Source organism: Paraburkholderia sp. GAS334, assembly GCF_050436625.1.
Lineage (GTDB): Bacteria > Pseudomonadota > Gammaproteobacteria > Burkholderiales > Burkholderiaceae > Paraburkholderia.
Genome location: NZ_JBNDMO010000030.1, coordinates 23,159 through 36,921 on the forward strand (window position 1 = coordinate 23,159; position 13,763 = coordinate 36,921).

At 62.3% G+C, this 13,763-nt stretch carries 11 protein-coding genes; 3 read left to right on the plus strand and 8 right to left on the minus strand.

The window, feature by feature from the left end; translation table 11 throughout:
• Positions 1–81 precede the first annotated feature (81 nt).
• The 3 genes from P3T21_RS32420 to P3T21_RS32430 are packed head-to-tail and all read right to left on the minus strand — an operon-like array spanning position 82 to position 4,331.
• Positions 82–1,620: an efflux transporter outer membrane subunit gene (locus P3T21_RS32420; protein ID WP_429260030.1), complete on the minus strand. Its 1,539-nt coding sequence runs from the start codon at positions 1,618–1,620 to the stop codon at positions 82–84.
• On the minus strand, positions 1,617–2,693 hold the full coding sequence (locus tag P3T21_RS32425; protein ID WP_429260031.1) for an HlyD family secretion protein: 1,077 nt from the start codon (positions 2,691–2,693) through the stop codon (positions 1,617–1,619). Before P3T21_RS32425 ends, P3T21_RS32420 begins: the two co-directional genes overlap by 4 nt.
• 12 nt (positions 2,694–2,705) lie before the next feature.
• Positions 2,706–4,331 (minus strand): MFS transporter, encoded by a 1,626-nt coding sequence (locus P3T21_RS32430; protein ID WP_429260032.1) that lies wholly within the window; start codon positions 4,329–4,331, stop codon positions 2,706–2,708.
• A gap of 678 nt (positions 4,332–5,009) precedes the next feature.
• Between P3T21_RS32430 and P3T21_RS32435 the strand changes: the two genes are divergently transcribed.
• Positions 5,010–5,210 carry a copper chaperone gene (locus P3T21_RS32435; RefSeq protein ID WP_429260033.1) on the plus strand — a complete coding sequence of 67 codons (201 nt, stop codon included), beginning with the start codon at positions 5,010–5,012 and terminating at the stop codon, positions 5,208–5,210.
• 238 nt (positions 5,211–5,448) lie between these two features.
• Here P3T21_RS32435 and P3T21_RS32440 read toward each other — a convergent pair whose 3' ends face one another.
• The 5 genes from P3T21_RS32440 to P3T21_RS32460 all read right to left on the minus strand — a co-directional run bounded on the left by P3T21_RS32440 (position 5,449) and on the right by P3T21_RS32460 (position 9,970).
• Entirely contained in the window at positions 5,449–5,958 is a 510-nt protein-coding gene (locus tag P3T21_RS32440; RefSeq protein WP_429260034.1) for an OmpA family protein, read from the minus strand.
• 98 nt (positions 5,959–6,056) lie between these two features.
• Positions 6,057–7,325: a diguanylate cyclase domain-containing protein gene (locus tag P3T21_RS32445; RefSeq protein WP_429260035.1), complete on the minus strand. Its 1,269-nt coding sequence runs from the start codon at positions 7,323–7,325 to the stop codon at positions 6,057–6,059.
• The gene (locus tag P3T21_RS32450; RefSeq protein WP_429260036.1) at positions 7,322–8,020 is read right to left on the minus strand and encodes a YfiR family protein; all 699 of its coding nucleotides are present in this window, start codon (positions 8,018–8,020) and stop codon (positions 7,322–7,324) included. Before P3T21_RS32450 ends, P3T21_RS32445 begins: the two co-directional genes overlap by 4 nt.
• Positions 8,021–9,071: 1,051 nt before the next feature.
• On the minus strand, positions 9,072–9,383 hold the full coding sequence (locus tag P3T21_RS32455) for a high-potential iron-sulfur protein (protein WP_429260037.1): 312 nt from the start codon (positions 9,381–9,383) through the stop codon (positions 9,072–9,074).
• 338 nt (positions 9,384–9,721) lie between these two features.
• Positions 9,722–9,970, minus strand: coding sequence for a pentapeptide MXKDX repeat protein (locus P3T21_RS32460; protein WP_429260038.1), 249 nt, complete (start codon positions 9,968–9,970; stop codon positions 9,722–9,724).
• A gap of 543 nt (positions 9,971–10,513) precedes the next feature.
• Here P3T21_RS32460 and P3T21_RS32465 point away from each other — a divergent pair.
• Positions 10,514–12,094, plus strand: a complete 1,581-nt coding sequence (locus P3T21_RS32465) for a multicopper oxidase domain-containing protein (RefSeq protein WP_429260039.1) — start codon at positions 10,514–10,516, stop codon at positions 12,092–12,094.
• 10 nt (positions 12,095–12,104) lie between these two features.
• Positions 12,105–13,760, plus strand: a complete 1,656-nt coding sequence (locus P3T21_RS32470) for a multicopper oxidase domain-containing protein (RefSeq protein WP_429260040.1) — start codon at positions 12,105–12,107, stop codon at positions 13,758–13,760.
• Positions 13,761–13,763: the final 3 nt, after the last annotated feature.

A 13,763-nucleotide genomic window follows, 5' to 3' on the forward strand; every position in this document is an offset into this window, starting at 1 on the left:
TCAACATTCAGGTCGATGCGACGGGGGCATGCGCCATTACACACATCTTCTCCATTCACGGGCTCGCAACAGCATGCCGCGTCAATGAAGACTGTCCTGGTTGGCATAGGTTGACTCCCACCCGCCGCCGAGCACCTTGCACAGCGTGATCAGGTTGGCGGCGGCGTCGGCCTTGCTTTGCTCAAGCTTGCTCTGCGCGTCGAGCAACTGTTTCTGCACGTTAAGTACGTCGAGAAAGTCGACTGCGCCTGCCTTGTACCGTTGCCGCGCAATCGAAAGCGCGCGCTGGTTCAGGCTGACGACCGCCGTCAGGCGATCGCGCCGCCGCTGTTCAGCGTCATAGACGACAAGCGCGTCGTCCACCTCCCGCCAGGCCTCAAGTACGGTATGTTTGTAGACGATTGCGGCCTCCTGCTGTTGCGCCTCGCGTAGGTGCAGTGTCCCCTTCAGGCGCCCGCCTTCGAATATGGGAAGCGTGATCGATGGTCCGACGACAAACTGTCCCGACGCCCAGTCGGCGAGATTCGAGAGCTGAAGGCTCTGGAACCCTGCGCTGCCGTTGAGCGATATGCGTGGATAGAAGTCGGCCTTCGCCATGCCGATCGTCGCCGTGGCCGCGTGCAGTTGAGCCTCTGCTTTCCTGATGTCGGGTCTGCGCTGCACCAGCTCCGACGGAAATCCGATGGGCACCTGTGCAGGCAGCGCCGGCACATCATGCGGCTCGCTGAGCGTTTGCCGTAGCGCGCCCGGTTCCTTGGCCAATAGCACGCCAATCGCGTTGATCGTGGTCTCGCGTCGCGATTCGAGCGTCGGGATCAGGCTTTCGATCGACTCCGCCTGTGCGGTTGCGTTGGCCACGTCCAGATCCGTCGTGACGCCTTCACGCACCCGGGTTTGCGTGAGCCTGACGGCATCGCGGGCGATTTCAAGGTTTTGCCTTGCTATTTCAAGTAGAGCCTGCGTGTCACGCAACTGGATGTAGTCTCGCGCGAGTTCAGCGCGTGCGGACAATAGCACTGCGTTGCGGTCCTCGTATGAGGCATCGGCCAGCGCCGTCGCAGCCTCGACACCACGTCGAGCCCGACCCCAGATGTCGAGTTCCCACGATGCATCGAAGCCGAACTGGTAGAGGTTGAAAGCTGGCGAGCCCTTGGAGCCCGGCAACGGTGCCACACCAAGCGGCGTGCTGCCCGAAGCCGACGCCACCTTACCTCCGGTCGGGGTGACGCCGAGCAACGACAGGATGCCGTTCGGGCTTCCACGCTCGCGGTTGTACGACGCCACGCCGTCCAGCGTTGGATATTCCTCTGCACCGGCGATGCGTTGCTCCGCACGGCTTTGCCGCAGACGCGCTGACGCCGCCGCCACATCGAGATTCGCATCCGTCAGTTGTTTTTCCAGTGAATTCAGCATGGGATCGTTGAATAGCGTCCACCATTCCGGACCGAATGCGGATTCGACTGCCTTGCTCGATGCTTGTGCAGCCTGAGTGCGGTTAAACACGTCAGGCGTACTCGTCTGCGGACGTTCGAAGTTCGGGCCGACCAGACAGCCCGTGAGCGCGAAGCAGAGCAATACCGCGAGCGCCGACATGCGGATGGAAAAATCGCACGCGTTCATTTCGCGTCTTCTCCTGCGATCCGCGTATCGGCATGCTTGCCAACGGCGACCTCCGTTTCGACAGAAAGCCCCACGCTCAATGCGGACGCGGCCTGTTGTCCGTGGTCGATGGTGATCTTGACAGGCACGCGCTGGACGACCTTGGTGAAGTTGCCCGTCGCGTTGTCGGGCGCGATAGGCGCGAAGCTCACACCCGTAGCGGGAGCAAGACTATCGACATGCCCTCGAATCACGACGCCCGGAAAAGTGTCGACCTTGATACGCACGGCATCGCCGGGCCGCATCCTGGTGAGCTGGTTTTCCTGAAAGTTGGCAACGACATAGGCTTCTGACAGCGGGACGATCGCGAGCAGGGGCGCGCCGGGTGTAACGAATGCGCCGACCCGCGCCGAACGTCGTCCAACCTTGCCGTCGATAGGCGCGTGGATCTCCGTATAGGACAGGTTGGGCTTCGCCTGCTCGAGCGCCGCCTCGGAGTGGGCCAACGCGCCCGCTGCCTTGTCGCGCTGGGTTCGCAGAACGTCGAGGTTCTGCTCAGTCGCAACGAGCGCGGCCCGGTTGCGGGCCTGCTGCGCGAGTTCCTCGGCGAGCGTGCTCGAAGCGTGCTGCTGCTCCTGAGTCGTTCCCGCGCCGGCTTCCGAGAGGTTCTGGTACCGCGAGGCGTTTGCTCGCGCAAACGCGATCGACGCGTCATCTGCCCGAAGCGTGGCACGCGCCTGATCGACAAGCGCGGGCTGCCGCGCGATCTCGGCCTCGTAGTTCGCGACCGATGCTTTTGCCGCCGCCACGTCCGCCTGCGCACTCATCAATGCCGCCCGGAAGTCGCGGTCATCGATACGGACCATTAACTGCCCGGCTTTTACCTGCTGGTTGTCCTCTACGAGTACCTCTGAAAGCTGGCCAGCGACACGCGGTGCGACCAGCGTGAAATCGGCCTCTACATAAGCATCATTGGTGGTCTCGCTATTTGAGTCGGCAAATAGTCTTATGCAAGCCCATACAGCGACGCCGAGTATGATCACATACGCCGCAAGACGAATTGTTTTGGGAGCAAATCGGATGACAGATGACATATATATCGTCGCTTAGCGGGGAGAAGGCGGCGTAGTGGTCCAGGGCGGATAAACGCGCACGGGTAACACCGGAACAACGAAAAGAAAGGCGACGGCGATACCTGCCATCACGCAATAGAGATCCGCCGATGTCAGTACTACGGCCTGCTCGTGGATCCGGTGTGCGAGTTCGCCGAGACCATGAACAGCATCGATGCTTTGACCCGTAACCAACGCGTTGTTGCCTAACTGGTCCACGAGCATGCTCGAATGAAAATGCTCGCGCGCAGTACCCAGCCCTTCAATAAGGCCGGTTGCCGCAGCAGCCGAAAATGTTTTGACCGTGTTAAACATGGCCGAAGCAAACGGGCCTTCCGTTGGGGGCAAGCCTGTCGTGACGCCCATCAGGATCGCCATGATCACCATCGGTTGCGCAACGCTCTGTAGCGCCGCAAGCCAGTAAAAGTTCTCGCGAATCCACTCGGAGGTCATGAAACTCCCCATCAGGCACGAGGTGGCCATCAGGGAAAGTCCAATGGCCATGACCCAGCGGTGGTCGACCTGCCGGAGGTTCAGGACGGCGGCGGTCGCAGGCAGCGTAATCACCAGGGGAATGGCGACCACCAAAAACAGCGGCGTGGTTTGCAGCGGCCTGTAATCGTGAATTTGTGCGAGAAATTGGCTGGGTATAGCGGCAACGGCATCCAGCAGCACAACCGCGCCTACCAGTGTTAGTAACCCGTGTGAAAAGTTCCTGCGGAAAAGCAGTTGGAGCTTGAAAAACGGCAGCGGATGAAACCACTCGTTGATAAGGAACGCCACCAATAACAGCGCCCCGCCACAAAACATCGTGGCGATAAACGTGGAATTCAGCCAATCAAGGCGATCGCCCTGCAGAAGGCCAATGACGAGCATTGCGAAAGCGGGGTATCCCAGTATGAATCCGGTCCAATTGAATGAATGGAACCGTTCGAGTTTAGTGGGATCCTCCGGAAGTCCCTTGTAGATTGCCACGCAGCTCAGCAAACCAAGCGGCACGATTTGCCAGAATGCCATTCGCCAGCTGACATATTCTGTCCACAAGGCGGCAAGAGGCGTGCCGAGCACTGGCCCGAAGGTCGCGGTGAGTGCGTACCCGGCGAGCCCGTATAACTTGACTTTCGGGGGAAGATAGCGCAGCGCCACAATGATCAACATCGGGGGCAGACATCCGCAGGCTACGCCCTGCAGCGTACGCAGCACATATAGCGAAAGCAGGTTCGGCGCAAAGGGGCAAAGGAATCCAAGGAACATCACGCCCAGCACGGCGCCGATCGTAAATCGCTTCAGCGTGAGCGTCACCCCAAACCACGGAGCAAACGCCATCGTGGCCACGTTCGTGGCCTCGAAGAGAGCGGTCAGCCAGGTCCCATCGTCACTTCCAATCGAGAACGCGCCGCGAATATCAGCCAGCGCCACTGCGGTGACCTGTTCGTTCAATATGGCCAGTAGCGATGCCAGCAACATTCCGATCAGGCCGATAGCGAGGCGAAGCGGTAGCTTCTCTTCAGTGGACGTTTGCTGTACAGGAGTCTCTACCTCGCGCGCAGAAATCTGCGCCGACGATCCGGGCGGCTTGTGTTCTGGCGTTCCGGCTGTGGGCAGGTTGGCGGTGTTCATAAGAGTCCGCGAGGCTACGCGCATTTAATGGGTACTGGATCGGAAAGTATTCCTCTCACGCGCAGTGCTCGCGAAGATCCCGGATGCGCCGCGAAAGCGCCTGGTCCAAGGACCCTATGGTTTTTCCTGCAGTCATTCGAACCGGGCCACCCACGTATCGCTGCCGCGCAATGGATTGATCTCATTCTAGGAGACGGGGCCGCGTTCTTAAAGCTAACAAAGGTCGCGTATCGGTTCATCCCATTCACAAATCTGGCCAATGTCACCACAGCTGCCGGGACAAAGCGCCCACCTGGAAATGATCCTTTTCCATTCGGTTAACAGAACTAATTTCACCGAGGTGAAGCGGCGCGAGCGGCGACGTCTTTTCTTGCACGCTTTAGCGATTCCCGGGCAATGAGTAACCGCGCCTGGCCGGCGGTTTAACACGGTGGTTCCTGCCGCTACGACGCGTTTGGAGCGGCGAGGGTATCTGCAGATCAATGGCGCAAATACCAAAGCGATGTATCAGGACGCCACCGAAACAGACTGCCTGTCGGGATCAACAACTGGCGCGACGCTTCATCGACAGCCGAACGGGTAGTGGCTACAGTGGCTACAATCGATATGCGAACCCACTGACGCTGATGCGTCGACAGGTTCTGCTTTATTCAAGCGTTGTTGACTGGGGAAGCGACAATGAAATTCTCGATGAAAAGTGAAATCCGCTCAGACGATGTTTCAACGATTGAGCATGCGATGAAGACCGTCGATGCCGACGCGAAGGTCAACGTTGACATTGACGCGAAGACGGTGAGCGTCGATTCATGGCTGATGCCTGAAGAGTTTCTCGTCGCTTTCGAAGACGAGAACTATGACGTGGTCATTGTCGAAGCCTAGAAGGCTTGACACACGACCCGGTGGCGCTTCAGCGTTGATGGCATGGCCGGGCAAGGTGGAGCAGCAATGAAACGGTGACGCATGTTACGCGTACAGTTGACTTGCCCCGGAATCTTTCGGCCAGCTGACTGCCTGGCGCATCTGGACCAACGTTGTGACTGGATAGTCCAATCATGAGGATCGGGTCTTGTGCGAGCTTTGAAAACAATCCGTTGCCAACCCGATTGGCCCCGCGGGCTCAACGCGGCGAGACGACGATCGCCGCGCGGCGGTTCTGCGCCTGGCCGGCGGCCGTACGGTTGTCGCCCACCGGGTCGCGCTTGCCTTTCCCTATGGTGTGGACGTGGTCCGCAGCAAGGCCCGTGTCGACCAGTTCGTTCGCCACGGTCTCGGCACGGAGCCTCGACAACCGGATGTTGTAGGCGTCTGTGCCCACCCCGTCGGTGTAGCCATAGACGCGCACGCTGTTGAGCCCCACGGACACGAGCGTGTGGCCGATGCGCTCGACGACCCGGCGGACCTCGGGCTTGAGGTCGTAGCGGTCGAAGTCGAACAGGATCGGTTCGTTCGAGCCGAACTCGAAGCCCTGCTCGGTCTCCTGGAATCCTTCTGACTTGAGCGCCTTGACCTGCGTCTGGGTCAGACCGCGGTAAAGCGGCGGCGTCTGGCAGCCCGCGAGCAGCATGCAAAGGAGCAGTGCGCTCCCAATACACATCCGCCAGATGCCTGCAGGAAACGAGTGTCTCATCATCGCATTCCCCTCGAGTGCGCCCGCTTTGCGCGCGCTGTTTCGAACCCTTGCGACGGCCCCGGCTGCGCCTCGGCTGCTGCGCCAGGGCCATCCCGTCAAGCCGGTCCTGCGACGCCTTCGGCAAACTCCCACGAGCCCGGCCGCGCGCGCTTGGCCCGGTACATCGCTGCATCTGCGGCGCGCAGCAAACTGATCGCGTCACACGCGTGATCGGGATACAGCGCAACGCCGATGCTCATCATGGTGGCCACTGTACGGCCATCGGGCAAGACGATTGTCGGCGTCATGCTGGCCAGTACGCCCTCGGCGATACGGCCGGCGCTGGCCGCTTCGCGCATGGGCGCCAGCATCACGGCGAATTCGTCGCCGCCCAGGCGCGCGACCAGATCGGCCTCGCGCAACTGCGCGCGCAGCCGCGCCGCAATGCCGATCAGCACCGCGTCGCCGGCTTCATGACCGAGGCAGTCGTTGATCTCCTTGAAACGGTCGCAGTCGAGATATAGCACGGCGACGCGCTGGCCCGTCTCCGCAGCCTCGCGGAGGGCGCCCGCGAGGCGCGACTCGAACTGCACGCGGTTGGGCAGGCCCGTGAGGGCATCGTGGTTGGCCTGGTGTTCGAGCGAGGCATTTTCTTCACGCAGGCTGTTTTGCCAGTTTTCGAATTCGTCGAGCAAGGCGTTGAAGTCGTCGCCAAGCTGATTCAGTTCCGCGATCGCCACGGGCTCGACCCGCTGCTCGAACGCGCGCTCGCGCCGCACCGCGTGGGCGACGCCGGCCAGCGCGCGCAGCGGCGCGACGATGTTGCGCAGCAGGCGCTGCGAGCTGACATAGGCGCCGAGCACGCTGACGGCGAGGCAGGCCAGGATGCCGCCGACGCCGCCGAGCAGGAATCCGAAGAACTGGTGACCCCGGCCGCGCACTTCGACGTGACCGACGACGATGCCGTCGTGCAGCACCAACGTGGTCACGGGCCCGGGTAGCGCAATGCCGGCGACCTCCCGCTCGAGCCTGGCGATCGCACTGCCGGCGGGCAACTGCCACGCCGCGAACGGCAGGCCCTTGCCATCGGTGACGACGACCTCGGCCACGTCCTCTTCGCTGGCGATCAGCCCGATTGCCTCGGCCGCTGCGATGCGGTCGCCGAACACCAGCGCCGCCTCGACCGTATAGCCGAGCGAGCGGGCCAGCAGGTTCAGATTGTTGCCGGCATAGGCACGCAGCGCGATCACGGCGACCACGATCAACGACACAGCGGCCATCGCGACGGCGACGAACGCCAGGCGCAGGTGCGCGCGGCGCAACACGCTTTGCAGCGTCGGGCGCGGCGCGCGAGGAGGGGAAACGGGGGGCGCGGGCTGTCTCATGGCGTCAGCGGCCGCCGGGCGAGCTTGAGCACATTCGGGTGAACCCGTACGCCGCTGCGCGCCACGGCGTCGAGATTGATGTCGAACGTGACGCGTTCGTCATCGACATTGAGGCAGAACATGCTGCCGGCGGTGCAGGACGGGTTGTGCTCCGAGATGGTCAAGACCGGATGGCCGGCCACGGCGGCCCTGACCTGCTGTTTCTCATCGTCGCTCAGGTTGCCGAAATAGACGACGTCGCAGGCTGCGCCGATGGCGGGATCATCAAAGGCGATGCGCTGCACGTCGAGCGGCGTCGAGCCGGCCTGCAGCGTGTCGACCAGGCCGTGCGCGTAGTCGGGCTGGCCCGTCACGCACAGGCGCAGGCGCGCCGGTGTCGTCGGCCAGTGTGTGAAGCTGACAATGCCTAGCACGACCTGGCGCACGGCGGCGTCGCCCGGCGAAATGGCGGGATCGGCGCGGCTCGCGGTGCTGACGGCGGGCGTGGCGTCGGCTGGACCGGCTGCATTGGCGGGTGTTTCGGCGAGTGCGGCTGGTGCCGCGCCCAGCGCGCAAGCCACTGCGAGCAAGGCGTGGCGAAGCGGCGCGGCCCAGCCACGCCGACCGGACGTCGTCTGTGTGGCGATAGCTGCCGCGCCCCCTGGCTTCATTGCGGCCGCATGACAGGCAGCCGCGGCGCACACCGTCGCATGCATGATGGAAACATTCGTTGGCGTCGATCCCGGCGCTGCCTCCTGCCACCCGCCATTCGCGGGCCTGCACCGTATCACGCGCACCGATCAGTTCATCTTACGCACAAAGCCGCGTGATCAACCAGTGGGAAACACCCGCGAGCACCTTGGGGGCGAACTGGCGGATCGAGTTGGCGATGGCAGCGTGCGGGGTCATCAGATTGTTCGGCACGCCTCCGCGCACATCCGGCACGCATCGCTGCATGCACCGCAGTGCTCGGGTGCATGACCTGCGCATTCGTCCGCGCACTCGTCGCAGATCCGCGCGCAAAGCGCACAGAACTCAGGAGCGAAACGGCTCTGCCGCGCCAGCGCGGCGGACGTAAGCCGGCATAGCGACGCGCAATCGACGTTGAGCCGGATGCACTTTGCCAGGACCGCGACGCCGGGTTCTCCAAGGCACGCGGATGCGCAGCGGTCGCAAGCGGCGGCACATGCATCGCATGCATCGATACACGGTTGATAGGCTTCAGGGTTCATCGTATCGAGCTCCAAATACGAGAAAGGTGGGCGGGCTTCGGGTGCCGGTCCAGACATACGGGTTGCGCAGCGGCAGGCCATTACGCGCATATACGTGTAGCCAAGTGTAGTCCACCGCAAGTAGCGTCGGCGACGTCATCATGTTGACTTACCCAACACCCGCGTGGCCCCGAATCCGGCCAGTTTGTTGAGTCAGGCTCGTACGCGCGCATTCGGACTGCGTCCCGGGGTACTCGTACGTTTCGTGCGAAAACTGGCGGTTACCGTGAATCGATGTCCGCTTCGTAGAACGGTGAGCGGCAGGCCCAGCGTCGATCGGAAACTGTCTAACTTGAATGGAAAATCACCCGCGAGCCCGCGCCAGAACCTGCGCGATTTTTAGTCTACAAGTTAGACAAAATCGCGTAAGTCACCCATTCTTATGTCGATGCGCAGTGACATGGGCGCGAATCGCTGCGTCTGTGGCACAACGATGCGACAGAGCAGCGAGATCTGTCGCATTCGGACCCGCTCGAATTCCTGCATCGATCGTGCGCTATGCTTTTCTCGTGTACACGCTGCACCAGCCTGTCGCGTTGACCTCCTTGCCGTTGTAGATCTGACACGGTCCAGCCGCGTCGCCGGCTTTGCCCTGAAAATACTGGCAATTCACGCAAGCCTGCCCGGTCTGATATTTAGGATATTTCACCGTGTCGACTTTCGTCGCGTCAGCCTTGTATCCGAGCGCCTGTGCGGTCGCATCCGAATCGGAGACGGGCTCGGCGCCGGCCAGCGCGCTGCGCGAGAGGACGAGCGAAGACGCAAATACACTAGTTGTGAGCATGAAGCTACGGCGGGACGATTTCATGATGCCACTCCTAACCGCTTTCGAATAAGCCGGCACGGGTGTCGGCATGAATGAACACCCGTACTCGCGCCGGATGGTAACCACGCGCCTGTTCATGAAAGTCTTCCTGTTCCGAATTCGCCAGCTCAGCGCGAAACGTCAATGGACTCTCTTCATTACGTAGGATCGCTATTGATAAATTCCGCCGCCGACTGCAGCAATCACTTTATCGTCAGCAGACCGGCCCGCGCCTTCCGGAACGCATCTGCCTGATGTTGCGGGATGGCAGGCGCGCGCGGGTTGAAGCTGGCTGGCTATACAGGGGCCCTCACGGAGGCGCACGCGGATCAGGTGAACTACTACTTCACCTCGTCACCCTTCGCTTCATCTTTGGCCATGTTCTCGTGACTCATCGTGTCTTCTTTCATCCCGTCTTTGGCCATATCGGCCGCGCTCATCGCGTCATGCGGCGTTGCGTCCATTGTCGGGGTTTCCTGACTCACTGCGTCTTGGGCAGCGGGGTCGTTTGACGGGCTATCGGCAGCGAAGGCGCCCGCAGTCGCGAGCGTCATGCAGGTGGAAAGAATGGTGGCAGTGAGCTTGTTCATGATGTCATCCTTCGGCGATCCAATGGTGAGGCCATCGCGCATATCAAACGGAACATGCGCGTCGTCCTGGGTCGCGGCTGGGCCAGCGCGCGCCCAGGATTCTTTTCATTCTTGTCGGGACAGACAGGGAAATGAAGTAGGGACCCCCCGCCGAACGGCATGGGTAAATACCCGCTCAACATCCCGGAGCGGAGCCAACGTGCCGGTCAACGCATCATTCGGCCGGCACCAGGCTTCAAGTTGTTCGCCCTGCGCGAATCGATCTCGCTGGAATCGAAACTGCACCTCAGGCTGGCCTCGGCAAACGCACCGGATGGGCGCTGCACGCGCCCGCCGCAGCCCTCCTGTCTGGCAAGGACTAATTTGAAGCGCGTGACTGGGTTTGCCCTACCGCAAGTGTAGGGAGGTAACCCATCGCAGGCCCCGTCGCGCATATGCAGAATCCAGATACGGGTCAGTGTCAAGACGTCACCAGCCCGCATTCGCAGTAGAGCATGACGTCCAGTGCGCATCGCGCTGGCTGACCCCTGGGACGGAGGTCATATGTTCAGTACCCGCACCTATCGCAGCAGTGTTGCGGCACTGCTGTTTCTGCTATTCACGCTTCCTTCATTCGCCCAGTCGTTCCGGGTGCAATGTCCACCAACGACGCCGCTGCATCCGACGGCACTCCCTCTCGGAGCGTCGGAGCCGGCATACACCGGGCCGTCCGTGACCGGACAGAACTCCACCCCGACCAACGTCGTCAACGGCGCGATCAAGTGCCAGCAGATCTCGGGCGGCGATGGTTACGCAACGATGGGTAACGGCGTGCAGACCTACCTGTTCGCTTTCGGCCCGTTGTCGGGGCTCGCCGACATCAAGGCGGGCCTGCCCGGCACAGAGTTCGCCTCGGTGTTCAACACCGTCGGCGATCCGACGGCGGACCCGGCCTACAACGGCGCGGTCGGTCTCGTGCCCGATCCGAATTCCGTGCCTCCGGGTCTGCTGACCGGCCACGTCGATCCACGGGCGATCATGGATATCGGCGTGATGAACGGCAACGAGCCGGCACCGACGATGGCAATCGACGAGGACGACGAGTTCTTCCTCACGCTGACGAACGTCGGGATGATCATGCGCCCCGACCTGTTCGAGAAGCACACGGTGCACTTCCACGGCTATCCGAACGCCTCGTCGTTCTATGATGGCGTGCCGGACGCGTCGGTGGCGATCAATATCGGCGCGAGCTTCACGTACTACTACCTCGCGCCGGATGCGGGCACCTACTTCTGGCACTGCCACATCACGCCGCCGGAGCACCTGCAGATGGGCATGGTCGGCCAGATCTTCGTGCGGCCGCGCCAGAACCGCGTACCCGGCGGCGCGTCGTTGTACGACTCGCTGGTGATGCAGCAAAAGGATCTGCGCACGGCGTGCGGCAACGACATCCTGTGTACGACGCCGCTGCCGCCGCAGAACAGCGTGCTCCACGCGAATAACAAGAGCGGCACGCCGACGCTCTACGCGTACAACGACGGCGACGGCTCGACGGCCTACGACGTCGAGTATCCGGTGCAGATACACGGCTTCGATCCGAGCTTCCACTTCATAGGCATGACATTCAATCCGGAGCCGTTCACCGACATGAAGGACAAGTTCTTCATGTTGAACGGGCGCAGCTATCCGGACACGGTGAACACGGTGACTCCGGGCGACCCAGGCTCGATGCAGACGCCGGCGGCGGACGGCACCATGCATTTTTCACAACCGCTGCCGACGCTGATCAACATTCCGGCCGGCGGCAGGGCGCTGCTGCGGATCTCGGACCTCGACGTCACCGAGTATCAGACGCTGGCGTCGCTCGGCATTCCGATGCACGTGGTCGGTGTCAACTCCCGCCTGCTGCGCGACATGTCCGGCAACGACCTGACCTACAACACGAACTCGATCACGATGGGCGGCGGCGAATCGATGGACGTGATCCTCGACGCCAGCGACAAGAGGTATCAGCCGGGCGCGATCTATTACCTGTACACGCCGAATCTGGATCACCTGGCGAATGACCAGGAGAACTTTGGCGGCTTGATGACCGAGGTCCACATCTGCAATACGGTGGATCCGACCTCGAAGTCCTGCAACTAGGAGAAGAGCCGTGGCCCACATCACTCACCACATAGGGTTCGCGACGTTCGCGCGCCTTGGACGGCTTGCATGGTTCGGCGCGGCGACGCTCGCCGCGCTTGCCTGCATGCATGCGCAAGCCGCCGCGCCCGGCATCACGGGGACGCACTTCGATCTGAGAGCCGAGGCGAACCGCATCACCCAACCCGACGGCGCTAGCGTTTATTCGTGGGGCTATGGATGCAACACGGCGCCGGCCGGCTTTTCGCCGTCCACGATCGCGGGCGCGACCTGTCCGACCATGCAGATTCCCGGTCCGACGCTGATCGTCAAACAGGGCGATGTCGTCACGGTGACGCTCACCAATAACCTGCCGGCGGCGGCGGGCAACACGTCGATCCTGTTTCCTGGATTCCAGGTCTGCGCCGCGGTGTTGAACCAGGATGGAACCTGTCCCACCACGCTGACCGGTACGCCGGGTTTGCTGACGCGCGAGGCCGCTTCCAACGGCGGCACGGTCACGTATAGCTTCGTCGCGGCGACGCCCGGCACGCATGCCTACTACAGCGGCACGCAGGGCGACCTGCAGATCGAGATGGGCCTGTATGGGGCGCTCATCGTCTTGCCGACCTCGGCGCCCGGCACGGTCGCGGTGCCGACGGCCTGCCGCGCCGTCGGACCGACGCTGCCCGATGGCCAGCCGGACTTCCGCAACGCCCCCGCGGCCTATAACCACAACGCGGCCTGCTACGACCGCGAGTATCTGTTCCAGTTCTCCGAAATGGATCCGCGCATCCATGCGCAGGCGGAACAGCAGGCCGCGAACGCGTGCACGCTGCCGAACGGCTGCATGACCGTCGAGACCGAGCCCTATCATCCGGCCTATTTCATGGTCAACGGCCGCTCGATGCCGGACGACATGGACCCGAACTACGCGCTGCAGTATCCGCACCAGCCCTACAACGGCAATCCGCACATGCACCCCGGGGAACTGGTGCTGTTGCGGATCGTCGGCACCGGCCGCTGGCAGCATCCGTTCCACGAGCACGGCAATCACGTGCGGGTGCTTGCGCGCGACGGCAACATGCTGCTGAGCCAGACAGACCCGACCAAGGTGGCCGGCCCCTTGCTGTTCACGACGACCACGACGCCGGGCCTCGCGATGGACGGGATTTTCTACTGGACGGGCAAGGGCCTGAACTGGGACGTCTACGGGCATAAGCCGGGGGACCTGTACACCGATTCCGATCCGAAATACGCGGCTTACCTAGGGAAGCCGGTCGTCTGCACCCCGGACGCGAACGGCTATTACACGGCCGACCCGCACGCACCGAATTACTACGAGTGGTGCGCCGATCACGGCAAGGCGCTCGAAGCGCATCCGTTCGGCAACGTCGGCAGCGGCGGGCCGGTCACGCTGCCGGACTCGCACGTGCTGACGAACGGCTTCTGGTACGGCGGCAGTCCTTATCTCGGGCCGGACGCGACCATACGCGCCACCGCGCCCACCGGGACCACGCCGCCGAGCGGGACGGTCGTGAATCCACCGGGATCCGAAGCAGGCTTCGCATTCATGTGGCACTCGCATAACGAGCGCGAGATCACCACGAACAACATCTTCCCTGGCGGAATGATGATGATGATGCTCGTCGATCCACAGGTTTTCCTGATTGATGAATCCAATTAGAGG

Excerpts from the sequence above, each read along its gene's own strand:
- P3T21_RS32435 (WP_429260033.1), top strand. The coding sequence starts at position 5,010 with ATGAAATTCTCGATGAAAAGTGAAATCCGCTCAGACGATGTTTCAACG.
- P3T21_RS32460 (WP_429260038.1), bottom strand. The coding sequence starts at position 9,970 with ATGAACAAGCTCACTGCCACCATTCTTTCCACCTGCATGACGCTCGCG.
- P3T21_RS32430 (WP_429260032.1), bottom strand. The coding sequence starts at position 4,331 with ATGAACACCGCCAACCTGCCCACAGCCGGAACGCCAGAACACAAGCCG.
- P3T21_RS32445 (WP_429260035.1), bottom strand. The coding sequence starts at position 7,325 with ATGAGACAGCCCGCGCCCCCCGTTTCCCCTCCTCGCGCGCCGCGCCCG.
- P3T21_RS32465 (WP_429260039.1), top strand. The coding sequence starts at position 10,514 with ATGTTCAGTACCCGCACCTATCGCAGCAGTGTTGCGGCACTGCTGTTT.
- P3T21_RS32440 (WP_429260034.1), bottom strand. The coding sequence starts at position 5,958 with ATGAGACACTCGTTTCCTGCAGGCATCTGGCGGATGTGTATTGGGAGC.
- P3T21_RS32455 (WP_429260037.1), bottom strand. The coding sequence starts at position 9,383 with ATGAAATCGTCCCGCCGTAGCTTCATGCTCACAACTAGTGTATTTGCG.
- P3T21_RS32425 (WP_429260031.1), bottom strand. The coding sequence starts at position 2,693 with ATGTCATCTGTCATCCGATTTGCTCCCAAAACAATTCGTCTTGCGGCG.
- P3T21_RS32420 (WP_429260030.1), bottom strand. The coding sequence starts at position 1,620 with ATGAACGCGTGCGATTTTTCCATCCGCATGTCGGCGCTCGCGGTATTG.
- P3T21_RS32450 (WP_429260036.1), bottom strand. The coding sequence starts at position 8,020 with ATGCATGCGACGGTGTGCGCCGCGGCTGCCTGTCATGCGGCCGCAATG.